This is a genomic window from Pseudomonas fluorescens (genome assembly GCF_900636825.1).
GTDB classification, from domain to species: domain Bacteria; phylum Pseudomonadota; class Gammaproteobacteria; order Pseudomonadales; family Pseudomonadaceae; genus Aquipseudomonas; species Aquipseudomonas fluorescens_BG.
In genome coordinates this window covers 2270135-2287796 of record NZ_LR134318.1, presented here as the reverse complement: position 1 = coordinate 2287796, position 17662 = coordinate 2270135, and the positions used below count along the sequence as shown (strand labels likewise).

Below are 17662 nucleotides of genomic sequence, written 5' to 3'. Positions count from 1 at the left end.
ACTCCTTGCAGAAAGTTAGGGAAGACTCAGTTCTGGTTGTTGCAGCCGTCGGCGAATTTGCTGTAATCCAGTTCGCGGGTTTTGCCGGCCGAATCGAGGTAAACCATGCGCGCCTGGGTGATGCCGCAGACCACCGAGTCGTCCTCGGTCATCGAGATGACTTTCTTGATATCCAGATGCGTGCCGTAGCTGTAGGTCTGCCGGCTGACATCGGCTTCGGCGTGCGCTGACAGGGTGCAGATGTTCAGAGCGGCGAACAGGCAAGCGGCGATTACGGATTTGTTGGTCATGGTGGTGTCCTCAAGGCTTCAGTGGGTTTTGAGCCGAGGCGATCTGTGTGGGCCTCGATGGAGCCTATTTGAGGCCCTTGAGGTATCGCGTCTGTGTCAGGAAAGGACGAGAATCAATCGCTGTGTATCTGCGCGCCCTGTAGATACACAGCGATACAAAAGCCAGAAGAAATCGCGTTTTTGCGTCTGCGTGTATCCGTCTACGCGGCAGATACACTGCAATACAAAGGCAGGCAGGCGTGCGGTCAACGGCGCTATAGACTGCACGGCATTCCCCTTTAGACAGAGGCTTGAACGATGGAACATGTCGATCACATTCTCATCGTCGACGACGACCGCGAGATCCGTGAACTGGTAGGTAATTACCTGAAGAAAAACGGCTTGCGCACGACCGTGGTTGCCGATGGCCGGCAAATGCGCAGTTTCCTCGACGCCAACACCGTCGACCTGATTGTGCTCGACATCATGATGCCCGGCGACGACGGCCTGCAGCTGTGCCGCGAACTGCGGGTGGGCAAGCACAAGGCCACGCCGGTGCTGATGCTCACCGCGCGCAACGATGAAACTGACCGCATCATCGGTCTGGAAATGGGCGCCGATGACTACCTGACCAAACCCTTCGCCGCCCGCGAATTGCTCGCGCGGATCAACGCGGTATTGCGCCGCACGCGCATGTTGCCGCCGAATCTGGTAGTCACGGAAGCCGGCCGGTTGCTGGCCTTCGGTCGCTGGCAGCTGGACACCTCGGCGCGCCATCTGCTCGACAGCGACGGCACCATGGTTGCCCTCAGCGGCGCTGAATACCGCTTGCTGCGGGTGTTTCTCGACCATCCGCAACGGGTGCTCAGCCGCGAGCAATTGCTCAATTTGACTCAAGGCCGCGAGGCCGATCTGTTCGACCGTTCCATTGATCTGCTGGTCAGCCGCTTGCGCCAACGCCTGCTCGACGATGCCCGCGAGCCGGCCTACATCAAGACCGTGCGCAGTGAAGGCTATGTGTTTTCGCTGCCGGTCGAGTTGCTTGGGGCGCCGGCATGACACTCAAACTGCAATGGCCGCGCACCCTCGCCTCGCGCCTGTCGCTGATTTTCCTCATCGGGCTGATCCTCGCCCAGGGCCTGTCGTTTGGCGCGCAGTATTACGAGCGCTATCAAAGTGCGAAAAGCACCATGCTCGGCAATCTCGAGACGGATGTTTCGACTTCGATGGCGATTCTTGATCGTCTGCCGGCCGACGAGCGTCCGACCTGGCTGCCGCGTCTGGCGCGGCGCAATTATCAATATCTGCTCAATGAAGGCGAACCGGGCATGCCGGTCACGTCTGGTGACGAGTCCGTTGCCATCGCATCGATTACCGCCGCCATCGGCGACACCTACCCGGTGATCTTTACTGAGGTGCCCGGCGGGCCGAGAAGGCATTTTCAGGGCCATCTGCGCCTGAGCGACGGCAGCCCGGTGACCATCGATATACGTCCGGCGATGGTGCCCCTGTCGCCGTGGTTGCCCGTGGTATTGCTCGGCCAATTGGCGCTGCTGGTGCTCTGCACCTGGCTCGCCGTGCGCATCGCCATCCGCCCGCTGACCCGTCTTGCGAATGCGGTGGAAACCCTCGATCCCAACGCACATCCGATCAAACTCGACGAACACGGCCCGACCGAAGTGGTGCATGCGGCGCGGGCGTTCAACGCCATGCAAACGCGCATCGCTGCTTATCTGAAAGAACGCATGCAGTTGCTCGCGGCCATTTCCCATGACCTGCAAACGCCGATCACGCGCATGAAACTGCGCGCGGAGTTCATGGACGACTCGGTTGAAAAAGACAAATTGAGCAGCGATCTCGGCGAGATCGAGCACTTGGTGCGCGAAGGTGTGGCCTACGCCCGCAGCATTCACGGCGCCACCGAAGAAAGCCGCCGCACCGATCTCGACTCGTTCCTCGACAGCCTGGTATTCGACTATCAGGACATCGGCAAAGACGTGCAACTCAACGGCAAAAGCAAAGCCGTCATCGACACCCGACCGCAGGCGCTGCGCCGGGTGTTGGTGAACCTGACCGACAACGCGCTGAAATTTTCCGGCGCCGCGCAATTGCAGGTGGAGGCGAACGGCAGCGGCCTGTCCGTCAAAGTTCTTGATCGCGGCCCGGGCATTGCCGACGCCGAACTGGCGCAGGTGATGGAGCCGTTCTACCGCGTCGAGAATTCGCGCAACCGCAACACCGGCGGCACCGGACTGGGATTGGCGATCGCCCAGCAACTGGCGATGGCGCTCGGCGGATCGCTGACCCTGAGCAACCGCGAGGGCGGCGGCCTGTGCGCAGAACTCAAGCTGCCTGATCGAACCTGATCCGCTGCGGTCTTTTTGCGCTGAACTGAACCAGCCTGATCGGCCCTGATGCGCTGCGATCTTTTTGCGCTGAACTCAACCTTCCTGATCGGACCCCAATCTGTAGGAGCTGCGGCACGCTGCGATCTTTTGATTTTCAAACCCAAGATCAAAGGATCGCAGCGTGCCGCAGCTCCTACAGGGGTTTGGAACGCCATGCTAATCTGCGGGCACCATCCTTTTCGGAGCGTCTGCCATGCTCGACAGCCCGATCCGCGCGCATCTCGACACCCTGCAGCAAGCCATGGCCGCCGGCGATTTCCTGGTGCTGACCGGCGCCGGCATCAGCACGTCTTCAGGCATTCCGGATTACCGCGACAGCGAGGGCGTTCGCCGCGGCCGACAGCCGATGATGTATCAGGAGTTTCTCGCCGCTCCCGAAGCGCGTCGGCGTTATTGGGCTCGGGCCATGCTCGGCTGGCCGCGAGTGCGTCAAGCGCGGCCGAACGCGGCGCACGCAGCGCTGGCCGAGTTGCAGCGCCACGGGCGCATCGGCGCTTTGATCACGCAGAATGTCGACACCTTGCACGATCAGGCCGGCAGCCACGACGCGATTGAACTGCATGGCAGCTTGCATCGAGTGCTGTGTCTGGATTGTGGCGAGCGCAGCGAGCGCGATGCGATCCAGCGTCTGATGGAAATGCACAACCCCTATCTGGCCGGCGTTGATGCGGTGCAGGCGCCGGATGGCGACACCCTGCTCGACCCGGCATTTGAGGCGCGCTTTCAGGTGCCCCACTGCCCCTATTGCGCAGGTGAGCGATTGAAACCCGACGTGGTGTTTTTCGGTGAAAACGTCGCGCCGCACACCGCCGCGCGTGCGATGCACGCCGCCGAGCATGCCGCTGGAATGCTGGTGGTCGGCTCGTCGTTGATGGCGTACTCGGCGTTTCGCCTGTGCCGAGTGATCGTGGATCGCGGCAAGCCGTTGATCGCGATCAACCTGGGCAAAACGCGCGCGGATAACTTGCTGGATTTGAAGATTGAAGCGTCTTGTGAGCAGGTTTTGCCGTTGTTGTTTGGGGAGTTGGGACGCTGAGTGCCCGGGCGATGTGTTCGACTTGAACGTAGCCCCTCACCCTAGCCCTCTCCCAAGGGAAAGGGCTAGGGTGAGGGGGCGGGTCTAAATACTGCGACATGAAAATTCTGAGTCGAACACAGAATCTGGGAACCCCTCGATCAGCTCCCTTCCCCCTCGCCCCCTTGGGGGAGAGGGTTGGGGTGAGGGGGTAAATCTCACAGTCGCCCCAAATCTTCTGCCTTGAGGATATCGAACAACGCCTGCGCCGCTGCCGACAATTCATTGCCCGGTTCAGTCAGCACGCCGATGGCTCGCTCCACCGAGTCGTTCAACGTCAGGCAGTGCGCGCCCAGCTCGAGCATCTGCCCGGCGCACAACGCAGGCACCGCACTGACGCCCAGTCCGCTGGCAACCATCCTGCCAACCGTGGCTAATTGATGACTTTCAAACTCCACCGGCAACTTCATGCCGCGCGCCTGCAAATGCTCTTCAAGCATGACCCGCACTGTCGATGGTCGCTGCAGGGTAATGAACGGCTCCTGCAACAAGACCTGCCAGTCGATCTCGCTGCGCTCGGCCAGCGGCGATTCCTTGGGCACCACCGCGACAAAGCGATCGATATACAACGGCGTGAACGACATCGAGGTGCTCTGCATCGGTTCAAACGCTACCCCGAGTTCGACCTGACGATCGCGGACCATTTCCAATACTTGCTCGTTGATCACGTCGTTGACCGTGACGTTGACGTTCGGATAACGGGCGCGAAAAGTCTTCAGGATCGGCGGCAGCAGATTGCCGGCAAACGAGGGCATCGCCGCCAGCGTCACCCGGCCGCGTTGCAGGCTGAAGCGCTGGCGCATTTCGTCTTCGGCATTGTCCCAATCGGCGATCAGGCGCCGGGCCAGCGGCAACAGCGATTCACCTTCCGGGGTCAACGCCACGTTGCGCGTGTTGCGGCTGAACAAGCGCCCGCCCAGCCCTTCTTCCAAGGCCTTGATGGTCAGGCTCAGCGCCGATTGCGACAGATGCAGCCGTTCGCAAGCGACGGCAAAACTGAGGCTTTGGGCAACCGCGAGAAAGGCGCGGATCTGTTTGATGGTCATGGTCGCTTCGCTTCAGTTGTAAGCTATGAGCGTTGAGCTGCAAGCCGAACGCCACGATCCGATGTAGGAGCTGCCGAAGGCTGCGATCTTTTGATGTTGTTTTTTAAGATCAAAAGATCGCAGCCTTCAGCAGCTCCTACAGTGGATCTCGGGAAACATTGTTGAGCTTTATCAATCAATCGACCTTAAAAATCAACTTAACAAATATATCTACCGGCGAGACACTCCAATCATTCGGCTAGCCAGCCGCCCGCAAATAATAAAAGAGGTGCATATGGCAGGTTTCGACAAACGCGTGAGTTCCTATGAGGAAGCCATGGCCGGGCTCGAGGACGGCATGACCGTCATTGCCGGCGGTTTTGGCCTGTGCGGCATTCCGGAAAACCTGATCGCCGAGATCAAGCGCAAAGGCACGCGCGACCTTACCGTCGTTTCCAACAACTGTGGCGTCGACGGTTTCGGCCTCGGTGTGTTGCTCAGTGACCGGCAGATCAGCAAAGTCATCGCCTCCTACGTTGGCGAGAACAAGCTGTTCGAAGAGCAATTGCTCAAAGGCGAAATCGAGGTGGTTCTGACCCCGCAAGGCACCCTTGCCGAGAAAATGCGCGCGGGCGGCGCCGGTATTCCGGCCTTCTTCACCGCCACGGGTGTCGGCACTCCGGTGGCCGAGGGCAAGGAAGTGCGGGAGTTCAAGGGCCGCAAATATCTGATGGAAGAATCCATCACCGGCGATTTCGCCATCGTCAAAGGCTGGAAAGCCGACCACTTCGGCAACGTCATCTACCGTCACACCGCGCAGAACTTCAACCCGCTGGCCGCCACTGCCGGCAAGATTACCGTGGTCGAAGTCGAAGAAATCGTCGAGCCGGGCGAACTCGATCCATCGCAGATCCACACCCCGGGCATCTTCGTCGATCGGGTCATTTGCGGCACGTTCGAAAAACGCATCGAACAGCGCACCATCCGCAAATAATTCAGGCTGACGGAGAATAACGACATGGCACTTTCCCGCGAACAAATGGCTCAGCGCGTCGCCCGCGAAATGCAGGACGGCTACTACGTGAACCTCGGCATCGGCATTCCGACCCTGGTCGCCAACTACATTCCCGACGGCATGGAAGTCATGCTGCAATCGGAAAACGGCCTGCTCGGCATGGGCCCCTTTCCGACAGAAGAAACCATCGATGCCGACATGATCAACGCCGGCAAACAAACGGTGACCGCGCGCATTGGCGCGTCGATTTTCAACTCCGCCGAATCGTTCGCGATGATCCGCGGCGGCCACGTCGACCTGACCGTGCTCGGCGCGTTCGAAGTGGATGTCGAAGGCAACATCGCCTCATGGATGATCCCCGGCAAACTGGTCAAGGGCATGGGCGGTGCGATGGATCTGGTGGCTGGCGCCGACAACATCATCGTCATCATGACCCACGCGTCCAAGGACGGTGAGTCCAAACTGTTATCCAAGTGCAGCTTGCCGCTGACCGGCGCTGGCTGCATCAAGCGCGTGCTGACCGACCTCGCCTATCTGGAAATCGAAAATGGCGCTTTTGTCCTCAAGGAACGCGCACCTGGCGTCAGCATTGAGGAAATCGTCGCCAAAACCGCTGGTAAACTGATCGTCCCGGATCACGTACCGGAAATGCAGTTCGCTGCCGAGTGAGGAATTCAAACATGCAAGACGTCGTCATTGTTGCCGCCACGCGTACCGCGATCGGCAGTTTTCAGGGCTCCCTGGCAAGCGTTTCTGCGGTGGATCTGGGCGCGGCGGTGATTCGCCAGTTGCTTGAGCAGACCGGACTGGACGGTGCACAGGTCGATGAAGTGATCATGGGCCAGGTGCTGACCGCCGGCGCGGGGCAAAACCCGGCGCGTCAGGCGGCGATCAAGGCCGGCCTGCCCTACGCGGTACCGGCAATGACCCTGAACAAAGTCTGTGGCTCGGGTCTCAAGGCGTTGCACCTCGGCGCGCAGGCCATCCGCTGCGGCGACGCAGATGTGATCATCGCCGGTGGTCAGGAAAACATGAGCCTGGCCAACTACGTCATGCCGGGCGCACGCACCGGTCTGCGCATGGGCCACGCACAAATCGTCGACACCATGATCAGCGATGGCCTGTGGGATGCGTTCAACGATTACCACATGGGCATCACCGCGGAAAATCTGGTCGACAAATACCAGATCAGTCGCGAACAGCAGGACGCCTTTGCCGCCGCTTCCCAGCAAAAAGCTGCGGCGGCTATTGAAGCCGGTCGCTTCGCCGATGAAATCACTCCGATCCTGATTCCGCAGCGCAAGGGCGATCCGCTCGCGTTCAAAGTCGACGAGCAGCCACGCGGCGACACCACCGCCGAGTCTCTGGCGAAACTGCGCGCTGCGTTCAAAAAGGACGGCAGTGTCACCGCCGGCAACGCGTCGTCGCTGAACGATGGCGCTGCCGCAGTGATCCTGATGAGCGCGGAAAAAGCCAAGGCCCTCGGTTTGCCAGTACTGGCGAAAATCGCCGCTTACGCCAATGCCGGTGTCGACCCGGCGATCATGGGCATCGGCCCGGTGTCGGCGACCCGCCGCTGCCTGGAAAAGGCTGGCTGGGATATCGCTCAACTCGACCTGATCGAAGCCAACGAAGCCTTTGCGGCGCAATCACTGGCAGTGGCCAAGGATCTGCAATGGGATCTGGACAAGGTCAACGTCAACGGCGGCGCCATCGCCCTCGGTCACCCGATCGGCGCCTCGGGCTGCCGCGTTCTGGTAACGCTGCTGCACGAAATGATCAAGCGCGATGCGAAGAAAGGTCTGGCGACCCTGTGCATTGGCGGCGGTCAGGGTGTCGCGCTGGCGCTGGAACGCGGTTAAACAAAAGGTTCAACGGCAGGCGGCGGATCCACGACATCCGCTGATTGCTGGCAACAAAAAACCCGGTGCGACTTGCGTTGCACCGGGTGTTTTTTGCTCATTGAAAATCTGCTTTGAATGGACTGGCCCCATCGCTAGCAGGGCTAGCTCCCACAGTGGATCGGGTTCACAAATCCCTTGTGGGAGCTAGCCCTGCTAGCGATGAGGCCAGCCCGAACAACATCAAAACTCAGCCAGCCCATTGCACAATCAGCCACGCATTCGCCCCGCTGATCACCCCAAACAATCCCCAAGCCAACACCCGCGTCGGCAAACGATTCACAAACGGCCCCATCAGCTGTTGGTCATTGGTCATGCGAATCAGCGGATACAGCGCGAACGGCAACTGCAGACTCAGCACCACCTGACTCAACACCAATAGCTTGCCGACCGCGTTATTGCCCATCAGCCACACGCCGAGGAATGCCGGGATCAACGCCAGCCCGCGGGTGATCAAGCGCCGTTGCCAGCACGGGATCCGCAGGTTTAGATAACCTTCCATGATCACCTGCCCGGCGATGGTCCCGGTGAACGTCGAACTCTGCCCCGAAGCAAGCAGCGCCACCCCGAACAGCACACTGGCCAGCGCACCACCGACCAGCGGATCAAGCAAGTGATAGGCATCCTGGATGTCAACGACATCGGTATGCCCGGACTGATGAAACGCTGCCGCCGCGAGAATCAGGATCGCCGCATTGACCAGCAGCGCCAGCGCCAACGAACCGATGGTGTCGATGCGCGCCAGCTTCACCGCGTCCTGCTTGCTCGCCAGATCCTTGCCGATCATTCGCGTTTGCACGATCGAGGTGTGCAGATACAGGTTATGCGGCATGACGGTCGCACCGAGAATGCCGATGGCCAGGTACAACGGCGCGGCGTCGCTGAGCGCCGACAATGAGGGTTTGAAACCGCCAAACACGTCCGGCCAATACGGTTTGATCAGCACCAGTTCAACGAAAAAGCACACGCCGATGGTCGCGACCAGCACCAGCATGATTGCCTCGAGACGGCGAAACCCGCGATTCTGCAGAGCCAGCACCAAGAGCGTATCGAACGCCGTCAGGGCAATGCCGAAGGTCAGCGAACAACCGAGCAACAAGTGAAACGCCAGCGCGCAGCCGAGTACTTCGGCCAGGTCGGTGGCAATGATCGAAATCTCTGCCAACAGCCATTGCAGACGTGCGGTCGGCGTGCTGTAGCGCTCGCGGGACAATTGCGCGAGATCGCGGCCCGTGGCGATGCCAAGCCGCGAACACAGGCATTGCACCACCATGCCCGCCAGACTCGCCACCAACACTACAAATAACAGGCTGTAACCAAAACGCGAACCGGCCTCGATGGCGGTCGCCCAGTTGCCGGGGTCCATGTAGCCGATCGAGACCAGCAAGCCGGGGCCGGCGAAACGCAGCACGCGTTTAAAGAATGTGGCATTGGGATCCACCGCGACGCTGCCGGCGACTTCCGGCGGGCAAAACGGCGCGGTGGCGATTTTGGGCAAGCTGAATTTCACGCACACATCCAGAAACAAGTCGGAAAAGGCGCAGCTTAGAGGTTTCCGTTGCAACCTAGAAGATCAAAACATCGTCAACGGCCGACACCCAACAACTGCTCACGCAACTCGGGACTGCGCGTGCGTGGATCCAGCCAGATATCGAAAAAAGCCCGGGCGAACTGTGGATCATCGATTTCATGCTGCAACTGCTGACCGACAAAAAAACGGGCGCCCTGCCCCGGCAGATATACACCTGTGATCCGCGTGCCTGCCTGCACATCCACAAACGACTGGCGCATCTGTTGCTGCCAACCGGCCAATTGCGCAGGGCTGACCTTGGTGCCGCCCAAGCGTTTGATTTCATCGACGCTGGCCTGGACCAGATCTTCGCGAGTGATGCGGCGGCGATAGATCAATTCCAGAGCAAAGGGCTGATCCTCGGCCAGCGGTCGCGCGGCGCTCCACAAGCGTGCGTTGTACACATCGAAACCAAACACACTGAAGTCGCCGCTGCCGATAATCTGCGCGCCGGGCACCGCGTCCTGCCAATTGGCCCAGGTTGGCGTAAGCAGCAGTGCCCACAGACCGATTCCGCAACATCCGCGCATTACCTTTCGTGTTCTATTCATGGCGGCAACGATTCCAAACGGCTCGGATCAGCAGAGCATAGCTGGCAAAGCTATCTCAAGTTTTTGTATACAATATTTGCACACATTGGCAGCATTGTCTGCTCGGCAATGCTAACGTGGCCGCACCCCTGTGACGGAGACACCTGCGTGCTGATCCTCAAACTTCTGCTGATCCCCGGTTTCCTGCTGCTGATTTCCCTCGCCGGCAAACGTTGGGGGCCAAGCGTGGCTGGGTGGCTGTCGGGGTTGCCGGTGGTGGTGGGGCCGATTCTGTTTTTCCTCGCCGTTGAGCAAGGTCCGGCGTTTGCAGCGCAATCGGCGGTGGCCGCGTTGTCGGCAATGTTCGCCATGATTGCCTTCTGCATTACCTACGCGCAGATTGCGCAGCGGGCCAACTGGCCATGGGCGCTGGCCGTTTCGATGGCGGTCTGGGCGGCACTGGCGCTGCTGTTGTCGCTGATTCCCGCATCGCTGCCGTTCTCCGTGATCATTGCGGCGATCGCCTTGCTGTCCTCACCTTACCTGTTTCCGAAAGTGCAACCGCTGCTCAACAGCCCGACGCCGAAGTCGGACAAACTGATCTGGCGGATGATTGCCGGAGCCGCGTTGACGCTGGTGGTCACTCTGGTGGCGAGCTCCGTGGGCGCGCGCTGGAGCGGCCTGCTGGCAGTATTCCCGGTGCTCGGCAGCGTCATGGCGGTGTTTTCCCAGCAGACGCGCGGCGCAGCATTTACCGCGGCATTGCTCAGAGCCACTGCCACGGGAATGTATTCGTTTTCGGCGTTTTGTCTGGTGTCGGCATTGACCCTGCCGACGATGGGGCTCAGCGGGTTCGCCGTGGGGGTTGCCGTCTCTGTCGCCATGCTCGGCGTGACCCGCCAGTTACTGGCCAAGCCTGTGGCGAAGCAACAGCAACCCCAGTAGCCCTGACGAACCGCGCTGGAGTGACGGCGCGCTGCGTGGGATGATCGCCCGCCTAGCGCGCCCATCCCTCGGAGATTCGAATGTCATTGTTGAGCAAGAAAGCCGTCATCGTGTTGCTGGCGGCCGTCGCCGGTCTCGGCGCCATCAACGCTCAGGCTGCCAAAGCCAAGGAAAAAGCGCCGACCGGGCAAGTCTCGATGCTCGACGGCAAGTTCACTTTCGTTCTGCCAAAAGGCTTCGTTGCGGACCCGCTGCCGGCCAGCCCAAGTGGCGCCACGGGCACGATGTATACCAATCAGGCAACCAAGACTGTAGTCATCGCCGCCGAAAACCAGATTCCTCAAGGCCAGAACGTCAAGGACAACGACGGTGAATTCCTCGATGGCAGTGTGTCGAGTTTCATCGACGATCAACGCAAAGCCTTGCCGGACTTCAACAAGCTCAGCGAAAAGAGCCTGACCCAAAAAAGCACTGGCCTCGGCCTGCGTCAGGTAGACAGCACCGCCACCCAGGGTGGCGGGCAGACGCTAAACACAACGTTGATGGCCGGCTCCGGAACGAAAATGGCACTGGTGCAGGTGATTTCTCGCGCCAGCGACGAGAAAACTCACGAAGCCCTGGTCAAAACCATTCTCAAGGATTGAGCTGCTGCAACCAGCCGTTGAGATCCCGCAGTTCGGCCGCACTGATACTGTGGCCGACGCCGGGATAGGCGTGAAACTGCGGTTTATAGCCCAGCGTTTCCAGCAATGCCTTGGCCTCGGCACCATTCTGATAGGGCACGGGATCATCGGCGGTGCCGTGGCCGATGAAGATGTTTACTGGCAGCAGTGGCTGATCGGCTTTGAGCTGGCTTTTCAACACCGGCAGTAAACGCCCGCTCAACGCCGCAAAGCCGCCGACCACCGCCGGCGGTCGCAGGCCCACTTCGTAGCTCATCATCGCGCCCTGACTGAAGCCGATCAGGTATACCTTGTCCGGGCGCGTGTGATATTTCTTCGTTGCCTGAGTGATAAAGTCACGCAGCTTCTGGCTGCTGACCTTCAGATCATCGGTCTCGCCGTTGTAGGCGCCTTCGCCCTTTTTGCGAAACCACTGGAAACGCCCTTCGCCCAATGCCATCGGCGCCTGTACCGACAAATAGTTGTACTGCGCGGGCAGCTGGAATTTCATACCGATCAGATCGGCTTCGTTACTGCCGTAGCCGTGCAGGAAAATCACCAGCGGGCGCGGCTCGGCGTCGGCGTGAACCTGTTCGAGGTATTTGAGCGGCAGATCGGATTGCAGGGTGGTTTGCGCCTGGACGGCGCTGGAGACCAGCAGGGTCAACAGAGCAAACATCTTCAACATGGAGCTTTCCTTCACAGGTTGTCGGGTTCAAGGGTGAGCCTAACATTCCGGAGCAAGGATCCACATGATGTGGTGTGGCTGATGCCGCCATCGCTGGCAAGCCGGCTCCCACAGTGTTTATCGCCGTGCACAAATAGTGTGCTCATTCAAAACTTGTGGGAGCTGGCTTGCCAGCGATGAGGCCATTGAAGATCCGTCAGTCGTTGGTCAGTTTGCCCGTGCGAAACGGCACCCGCCCCGCCACTTTTGCCTGCCAGATCCCCGGCTCGGTGTAGCGCCCGCGGTCAATTGCAAACAACAGGCCGCTAGTGCCGGCACGTACGATGCTGACGCGGTCCCGCAAAGGATCGACCACCTCGAACAATGCGTCGCCCTTCTCCACCCATTCACCGGCGTTGCGCAGGAAACTCACCACGCCGTGGTGCGGCGCAAACAGGTACTCGGTGCCTTCGAATGGCAGGCCTTCGCAGCATTCGCCTGGCGCCGCCGGCCATTCACCGCTGATGAAGCCTTGCTCGGCGAGGAAGCCGAGAATCGCTTCGCAATTGGCCTGCGCCTGATCGACACGGGTGTCGCCCATGCTGCCCAGTTCCAGCGTGGTGGCGAGGTTTGCCGCCGGAATCGCCGCGTGCGGAAATGCCTGCGCCAGACGCAGCCATGGCGTCGAGCAGGATTCATCGAACGAACTGCCGCCGGAATCTTCGCAGAGCAACGCAACCCCCGCCTGCAAGCGCGCCGCCAGTGATTGCCACGTTGGCCAATGCTGCGGCAATGCATACAAATGGATTGCCGCATCAAAATCACAATGCAGGTCAAGCGTGATATCGGCATCACAGGCGTGGCGCAGCAGCAGACGATGCAGTGCTTCCAGTTGCGAAGCCGGGGCCGGCAAGGCCTCGAACACCTCGCCCATGGCCTGACGAATCAGGGCGACGTTGGCATCGGGATCGGCGCCCAAGCGGTCGCCGATCAACGCCGCCACCGGAGCACTCAGCTCAACGAACGCGCGGTTGAAATTCTTGCCGCTGCCCAGTTCGAAGCGACCCATGTGCGCACCCTGCAGATGCTGGTCGAGACCAATCGGATTGGCCACGGGCACCAGTTCAATCACGCCCTGCAAGCGGCCTTGCGCTTCGAGCTGGTTGAGGCGCTGCTTGAGTTCCCATGCGGTGCGCATCCCCGGTAACTCGTCGGCGTGCAGGCTGGCCTGGATGTACACCTTGCGCGGGCCGGCGCCGTAACGGAACACGCTGAGAGAACGTTCACTGCCCAAGTGACTCCAGGGCAGAACATGGTCGATGCGTTGCATGGGTAAACTCCGAAGTTTCTGTAGGAGCTGCTGCAGCCTGCGGCAGCTCCTACATGGAAATGATTGACGCAGGATAAATCATGGGCGCAAAAAAAGTGGCCACCGCGCGAACGGGGCCACTTTTTTTTACGGCGTATTAATGGCCGTACACGTCAAAGTCGAAGTACTTGTCCTGGACTTTCTTGTACTCGCCATTGCTGCGGATTTCGGTGATGGCTTTGTTGAACTGCTCGGCCAGCGCGGTATCGCCCTTGCGCACGGCAATGCCGGCGCCGCCGCCAAAGTACTTGGCGTCTTCGTAGGTCGGCCCGACGAACTCGAAACCTTTACCCGCGTCGGTTTTCAGGAAACCGTCGCTGAGGTTGACCGAGTCGGCCAGCATCGCGTCGATACGTCCGGACACCATGTCGAGGTTGGCTTCCTGCTGCGAGCCGTAACGCACCAGTTCGATCCCGGCCGGCACCAGCACTTCGCTGGCGTAACGGTCATGCGTACTGGCGCGCAGCACACCGACCTTCTTGCCCTTCAGCTCGGTCAGCGGATCTTTGACACCGGAGCCTTGCTTCATCACGAAGCGCGCCGGGGTGTGGTAGTACTTGATAGTGAAGTCGACGTTTTTCTTGCGGTCGTCGGTGATGGTCATCGAGGACAGAATGGCGTCGATCTTCTTCACTTTCAGTGCCGGGATCAGGCCATCGAATTCCTGCTCGACCCAAGTGCATTTGACTTTCATCTGCGCGCACAGCGCATCGCCGATGTCCACGTCAAAACCGGTGAGCTTGCCGTCAGGGGTTTTCATCGAGAATGGCGGGTAACCGGCTTCGATACCGATGCGGATCGGCTTGGCCTCATCGGCCACGGCGGTCAGGGATAACATCGACAGTGCCAGGGCACCAAACATCACTAGCTTCTTCATTTATAACTCCTGTGTGCGGAGGCTTTTATTGGCAGCTTCGAGTCAGCATTCGGTCATGGCCTTTGAGCAGCAAATTCCGAAGTGGCCGGCAGTCTATGGCGGCGCGCACAGGGCAAATTGTGTTTAAGCGACAAATACTTACGAAACATCGGCGCAGTGTTTGACCTAGATCAACCGCTGCGCCGTCGTGGTGCAAAGCCTGTAGGACAAGCCCTCAATCGGCTCGGAAATTTTGTGTAGGAGCTGCCGCAGGCTGCGATCTTTTTATTTTTTTTCTATAAAACAAGATCAAAAGATCGTCCGAACGCGGCCCGAGCCTGCGGCAGCTCCTACAGGTAGATCAGCAGGCGCAGCTGATGGTGGATTGGTTTTGTGGGATGTTTAATTCGAAGCCTTCATCCAGCCATCCGGTGACACCGCCGATCATTTCCTTGACCGGATAACCCAGCGCCGCCAGTTTCACCGCCGCCTTGTTCGCGCCGTTGCAGTGCGGACCTGCGCAATAGACTACGAGCAATGTGTCTTGCGGATAGTTCGCCAGGTTTTCCACGGTGAGTAACCGTGTCGGCATGTTGATCGCGCCCGGCACATGCCCGCGTTCGTAAGCCAGCGGGCCGCGCACGTCGAGCAAGACGAAATCGGCGTCGCCGGCCTCGTGACTGCTATGGACGTCGGAACAATCGGTTTCGAACGTCAGACGGGCGCTGAAATGTGCGAAGGCAACCGCCGATGGGGCTGCGGGAATGTGGCTGACCAGGCTAGGCATGTTGTTCAATCCTGTAGTTCGGTGGGGTTGAGCAGACTTTATCGAGCCAGCGCAAACCGCTACAGTGGCGCATAAGACACTCACCGGGAATTTTCCGCCAAATGCCTACTTCACCAGGTCTGGTCGCCATTCTGGCCTATGACGGTCTCTGTACCTTCGAGTTCGGCATTGCCGTGGAGATCTTTGGCCTCGCCCGCCCGGAGTTCGATTTCCCGTGGTACGAGCACGCGATTGCCGCCGTCGATCAAGGGCCGATGCGCGCCATGGGCGGCATTCAAGTGATCGCTGATGGCGGGCTGGAATTGCTCCGCGAGGCGCGCACCATCGTCATTCCCGGCTGGCGCGACCGTGAGGCAACGGTGCCGCCGGCGCTGATCGAGGCACTGCGCGACGCTCACGCTCGTGGCGCGCGGTTATTGTCGATTTGCTCCGGGGTTTTTGTACTGGCGGCCAGTGGTTTGCTCAACGGCCATACCGCGACGACGCATTGGCGCTACACCACAGAACTGGCACAGCGGTTTCCGGCGATCGAGGTCAACCCGGATGTGCTTTACGTCGATTCGGGACAATTGATCACCTCGGCGGGCAGCGCTGCGGGAATTGATGCCTGCCTGCATCTGGTGGCACGGGACTTCGGCACGCAGGTCGCCAATGCGGTCGCCCGCCGTCTGGTGATGTCGCCGCAACGCACCGGCGGTCAGGCGCAATTCATCCCGACCCCGGTCAGCCGGACACCGCGCAACGATCTGTCGCGGATCATGCAATGGGCCCGTGAGCGACTGCACGAACCGCTGGAAGTGCGCGATCTGGCCAGTGAAGCGGCGATGAGCGAACGGACATTTTTACGACGTTTCAGCGAAGCCAGCGGACAGTCGCCCAAGGCGTGGCTGCAACATGAACGATTGGCGCGGGCGCGGGAGTTGCTGGAGAGCACAGCGGACAACACCGAACGCATTGCGCAGCGTTGCGGGTATCGCTCGGTCGAGAGTTTTCGCGTGGCCTTTCGCGGCGTGGTCGGCGTGCCGCCATCTGTGTATCGCGAGCGATTTGGGCGTGGGTTTAGTGCCAGTTCCTGAGGTGTTCTTTAGGGCCCCATCGCTGGCAAGCCAGCTCCCGCAGTGATTTGTGGTGTTTACCACCTCTGCAAACAGCGCAAAAACCTGTGGGAGCTGGCTTGCCGGCGATGAGGCCAGTCGGGACGTCGCAAACCTAAGGCTTGCGCAACAAATAGGTATCCATTATCCAGCCATGCTCAGCCCGGGCTGCCTTGCGCACCCGCTCGATCTCATCCGCCACCGCTCCCACTTTGCCGCTGATCAGAATCTCGTCCGCTGTGCCCAGGTAGGCGCCCCAGTAAATGTCGGTTTGCGGATCGGCCACACATCGGTAGGCATCTTCAGCATCAAGCATCACCACCAGACTGTCTGCGTCACTGACCTGCCCCGCGGCCAGGCGCCGTCCCGTGGTGATCTCGACCGAACGGCCAATGCCGTTCAGCGGCACTTTGTGCTGCGCGGCTAGCGCCTGAACACTGGTAATGCCGGGGATCACCTCAAACTCGAACGCACAACGACCCGAGGCCATAATCGCCTGCAGAATGCGAATCGTGCTGTCGTACAACGCCGGGTCGCCCCACACCAGAAAAGCGCCGCACTGACCGTCAGACAATTGCTGATCGATCATTTGTTCGAAAGTCTGCTGCTTGGCGCGATTCAGCTCATCGACGCTGGCCGTGTAGTCGACATCGCCACGCTCACGCTCTGGACTGCGGGCCTCGACGAAGCGGTAACCGGGATCGCTGATGTAGCGTTCACAGATTTCGCGGCGCAGTTTGATCAGCGAATCCTTGCTCTGCCCTTTGTCCATCAGGAAAAACACATCGGCGCGGTTCAGCGCTTTGACCGCCTGCATCGTGATGTAGTCCGGATTTCCGGCGCCGATGCCAATCACCAATAGCTGTTTCATCAGAGCGCACCCTCCAATTCGAGACCGGGCAAGCGTAGCCGCCAGATCCCGTTGAAACGTAATTCGATGATCGACAGCGGCTCGACATCGATGGCATTAAAGGCCGCGCCTTGCGCAACGTGCATCAGCGCCGCGCGCATCACGAACGGATGCGTCACCGCGACCACATGGCCGGGCGTACCTTGCAGCGCGTGCAGCCATGCTCCGACTCGCGAGCCAAGTTGTACAACGGACTCGCCATCGGGCGGCGCGGCCTGCGGATCATCGAGCCACGCTCGCAGCGCTGCGCCCTCTTCGCGCTGTAACGCCTTGATCGACTTGCCATGCCAGCGCCCCCAATCGCAATCGCGCAACGCCTCATCGATCTGCGCATCCGTTCCAAACCACGCGGCGGTCTGTCGGGTGCGCAGTTCGGGGCCACAGATCAAGCGCCGCTGAGGGCTGAAGCGAGCCGACAGCCTGTCGGATGGCGGCGCGGAATCTTCAACAGGCTCATTCGTAGGAAAGCTCGCCAATTTCTGTGCGACGGTTCGCGCGTGGCAAATCAAAGTCAAACAGGTGCTTTGCACGAGGTATCACTCGGTCGAGAGGGTTGAAAAATCGCGGCGCAGTGCCAGC

At 60.1% G+C, this 17662-nt stretch carries 19 protein-coding genes; 9 read left to right on the top strand and 10 right to left on the bottom strand.

The window, feature by feature from the left end; all coding sequences use genetic code 11:
* Positions 1 to 26: 26 nt before the first annotated feature.
* Positions 27 to 290, bottom strand: coding sequence for a DUF2790 domain-containing protein (locus EL257_RS10350; protein ID WP_126362230.1), 264 nt, complete (start codon positions 288 to 290; stop codon positions 27 to 29).
* Between the two features lie 297 nt (positions 291 to 587).
* Here EL257_RS10350 and EL257_RS10345 point away from each other — a divergent pair, with 297 nt between their 5' ends.
* The 3 genes from EL257_RS10345 (at position 588) to EL257_RS10335 (ending at position 3713) form a co-directional block, all read left to right on the top strand.
* Positions 588 to 1328 carry a response regulator gene (locus tag EL257_RS10345; RefSeq protein ID WP_126362228.1) on the top strand — a complete coding sequence of 247 codons (741 nt, stop codon included), beginning with the start codon at positions 588 to 590 and terminating at the stop codon, positions 1326 to 1328.
* Positions 1325 to 2635, top strand: coding sequence for a sensor histidine kinase (locus EL257_RS10340; protein ID WP_126362226.1), 1311 nt, complete (start codon positions 1325 to 1327; stop codon positions 2633 to 2635). Before EL257_RS10345 ends, EL257_RS10340 begins: the two co-directional genes overlap by 4 nt.
* A gap of 235 nt (positions 2636 to 2870) precedes the next feature.
* On the top strand, positions 2871 to 3713 hold the full coding sequence (locus EL257_RS10335) for an NAD-dependent protein deacetylase (protein ID WP_126362224.1): 843 nt from the start codon (positions 2871 to 2873) through the stop codon (positions 3711 to 3713).
* A 197-nt stretch (positions 3714 to 3910) separates the two neighbouring features.
* Here EL257_RS10335 and EL257_RS10330 read toward each other — a convergent pair whose 3' ends face one another.
* Positions 3911 to 4798: a LysR family transcriptional regulator gene (locus EL257_RS10330; RefSeq protein WP_126362222.1), complete on the bottom strand. Its 888-nt coding sequence runs from the start codon at positions 4796 to 4798 to the stop codon at positions 3911 to 3913.
* 274 nt (positions 4799 to 5072) lie between these two features.
* On the opposite strand from EL257_RS10330, the gene EL257_RS10325 reads away from it, so the two are divergent.
* Genes EL257_RS10325 through EL257_RS10315 form a run of 3 tightly spaced genes read left to right on the top strand, consistent with a single transcriptional unit; the run spans position 5073 to position 7654 of the window.
* Positions 5073 to 5771 (top strand): CoA transferase subunit A, encoded by a 699-nt coding sequence (locus EL257_RS10325; protein ID WP_126362220.1) that lies wholly within the window; start codon positions 5073 to 5075, stop codon positions 5769 to 5771.
* Between the two features lie 24 nt (positions 5772 to 5795).
* A complete protein-coding gene (locus EL257_RS10320) occupies positions 5796 to 6461 on the top strand; it encodes a CoA transferase subunit B (protein ID WP_126362218.1) in 666 nt (221 codons plus the stop codon).
* 11 nt (positions 6462 to 6472) lie between these two features.
* Complete coding sequence (locus EL257_RS10315) at positions 6473 to 7654, top strand: acetyl-CoA C-acetyltransferase (RefSeq protein WP_126362215.1); 1182 nt, start codon at positions 6473 to 6475, stop codon at positions 7652 to 7654.
* Positions 7655 to 7883: 229 nt separating this feature from the next.
* Here the strand turns inward: EL257_RS10315 and EL257_RS10310 are convergent, their stop codons facing one another.
* Complete coding sequence (locus EL257_RS10310; RefSeq protein ID WP_126362213.1) at positions 7884 to 9203, bottom strand: Nramp family divalent metal transporter; 1320 nt, start codon at positions 9201 to 9203, stop codon at positions 7884 to 7886.
* Between the two features lie 74 nt (positions 9204 to 9277).
* Positions 9278 to 9814 carry a chalcone isomerase family protein gene (locus tag EL257_RS10305; protein ID WP_126362211.1) on the bottom strand — a complete coding sequence of 179 codons (537 nt, stop codon included), beginning with the start codon at positions 9812 to 9814 and terminating at the stop codon, positions 9278 to 9280.
* Positions 9815 to 9961: 147 nt separating this feature from the next.
* Here EL257_RS10305 and EL257_RS10300 point away from each other — a divergent pair, with 147 nt between their 5' ends.
* Complete coding sequence (locus EL257_RS10300; protein WP_126362209.1) at positions 9962 to 10738, top strand: hypothetical protein; 777 nt, start codon at positions 9962 to 9964, stop codon at positions 10736 to 10738.
* An 80-nt stretch (positions 10739 to 10818) separates the two neighbouring features.
* A complete protein-coding gene (locus EL257_RS10295) occupies positions 10819 to 11382 on the top strand; it encodes a hypothetical protein (RefSeq protein WP_126362207.1) in 564 nt (187 codons plus the stop codon).
* Here EL257_RS10295 and EL257_RS10290 read toward each other — a convergent pair.
* From EL257_RS10290 to EL257_RS10275, 4 genes are all read right to left on the bottom strand, one after another.
* Positions 11372 to 12088, bottom strand: a complete 717-nt coding sequence (locus tag EL257_RS10290) for an alpha/beta hydrolase (RefSeq protein ID WP_126362205.1) — start codon at positions 12086 to 12088, stop codon at positions 11372 to 11374. The genes EL257_RS10295 and EL257_RS10290 overlap by 11 nt on opposite strands.
* Positions 12089 to 12284: 196 nt before the next feature.
* Positions 12285 to 13397: a succinylglutamate desuccinylase/aspartoacylase family protein gene (locus EL257_RS10285; RefSeq protein ID WP_126362203.1), complete on the bottom strand. Its 1113-nt coding sequence runs from the start codon at positions 13395 to 13397 to the stop codon at positions 12285 to 12287.
* 136 nt (positions 13398 to 13533) lie between these two features.
* Entirely contained in the window at positions 13534 to 14313 is a 780-nt protein-coding gene (locus EL257_RS10280; RefSeq protein ID WP_126362201.1) for an ABC transporter substrate-binding protein, read from the bottom strand.
* Positions 14314 to 14653: 340 nt separating this feature from the next.
* A complete protein-coding gene (locus EL257_RS10275; protein WP_126362199.1) occupies positions 14654 to 15079 on the bottom strand; it encodes a rhodanese-like domain-containing protein in 426 nt (141 codons plus the stop codon).
* 101 nt (positions 15080 to 15180) lie between these two features.
* On the opposite strand from EL257_RS10275, the gene ftrA reads away from it, so the two are divergent.
* A complete protein-coding gene (gene ftrA, locus EL257_RS10270; protein WP_126362197.1) occupies positions 15181 to 16155 on the top strand; it encodes a transcriptional regulator FtrA in 975 nt (324 codons plus the stop codon).
* A gap of 133 nt (positions 16156 to 16288) precedes the next feature.
* Here the strand turns inward: ftrA and cobF are convergent, their stop codons facing one another.
* On the bottom strand, positions 16289 to 17044 hold the full coding sequence (gene cobF / locus EL257_RS10265) for a precorrin-6A synthase (deacetylating) (RefSeq protein ID WP_126362195.1): 756 nt from the start codon (positions 17042 to 17044) through the stop codon (positions 16289 to 16291).
* Positions 17044 to 17613 (bottom strand): histidine phosphatase family protein, encoded by a 570-nt coding sequence (locus EL257_RS10260; protein ID WP_126362193.1) that lies wholly within the window; start codon positions 17611 to 17613, stop codon positions 17044 to 17046. The genes cobF and EL257_RS10260 overlap by 1 nt, the downstream gene beginning before the upstream one ends.
* Between the last annotated feature and the right edge of the window lie 49 nt (positions 17614 to 17662).

What these genes read in the sequence shown, in the direction of transcription:
- EL257_RS10340 (WP_126362226.1), top strand. Translation starts at nt 1,325, where the DNA reads ATGACACTCAAACTGCAATGGCCGCGCACCCTCGCCTCGCGCCTGTCG.
- EL257_RS10315 (WP_126362215.1), top strand. Translation starts at nt 6,473, where the DNA reads ATGCAAGACGTCGTCATTGTTGCCGCCACGCGTACCGCGATCGGCAGT.
- ftrA (WP_126362197.1), top strand. Translation starts at nt 15,181, where the DNA reads ATGCCTACTTCACCAGGTCTGGTCGCCATTCTGGCCTATGACGGTCTC.
- EL257_RS10295 (WP_126362207.1), top strand. Translation starts at nt 10,819, where the DNA reads ATGTCATTGTTGAGCAAGAAAGCCGTCATCGTGTTGCTGGCGGCCGTC.
- EL257_RS10275 (WP_126362199.1), bottom strand. Translation starts at nt 15,079, where the DNA reads ATGCCTAGCCTGGTCAGCCACATTCCCGCAGCCCCATCGGCGGTTGCC.
- EL257_RS10280 (WP_126362201.1), bottom strand. Translation starts at nt 14,313, where the DNA reads ATGAAGAAGCTAGTGATGTTTGGTGCCCTGGCACTGTCGATGTTATCC.
- EL257_RS10325 (WP_126362220.1), top strand. Translation starts at nt 5,073, where the DNA reads ATGGCAGGTTTCGACAAACGCGTGAGTTCCTATGAGGAAGCCATGGCC.
- EL257_RS10350 (WP_126362230.1), bottom strand. Translation starts at nt 290, where the DNA reads ATGACCAACAAATCCGTAATCGCCGCTTGCCTGTTCGCCGCTCTGAAC.
- EL257_RS10320 (WP_126362218.1), top strand. Translation starts at nt 5,796, where the DNA reads ATGGCACTTTCCCGCGAACAAATGGCTCAGCGCGTCGCCCGCGAAATG.
- EL257_RS10330 (WP_126362222.1), bottom strand. Translation starts at nt 4,798, where the DNA reads ATGACCATCAAACAGATCCGCGCCTTTCTCGCGGTTGCCCAAAGCCTC.
- EL257_RS10345 (WP_126362228.1), top strand. Translation starts at nt 588, where the DNA reads ATGGAACATGTCGATCACATTCTCATCGTCGACGACGACCGCGAGATC.
- EL257_RS10335 (WP_126362224.1), top strand. Translation starts at nt 2,871, where the DNA reads ATGCTCGACAGCCCGATCCGCGCGCATCTCGACACCCTGCAGCAAGCC.
- cobF (WP_126362195.1), bottom strand. Translation starts at nt 17,044, where the DNA reads ATGAAACAGCTATTGGTGATTGGCATCGGCGCCGGAAATCCGGACTAC.
- EL257_RS10290 (WP_126362205.1), bottom strand. Translation starts at nt 12,088, where the DNA reads ATGTTGAAGATGTTTGCTCTGTTGACCCTGCTGGTCTCCAGCGCCGTC.
- EL257_RS10305 (WP_126362211.1), bottom strand. Translation starts at nt 9,814, where the DNA reads ATGAATAGAACACGAAAGGTAATGCGCGGATGTTGCGGAATCGGTCTG.
- EL257_RS10285 (WP_126362203.1), bottom strand. Translation starts at nt 13,397, where the DNA reads ATGCAACGCATCGACCATGTTCTGCCCTGGAGTCACTTGGGCAGTGAA.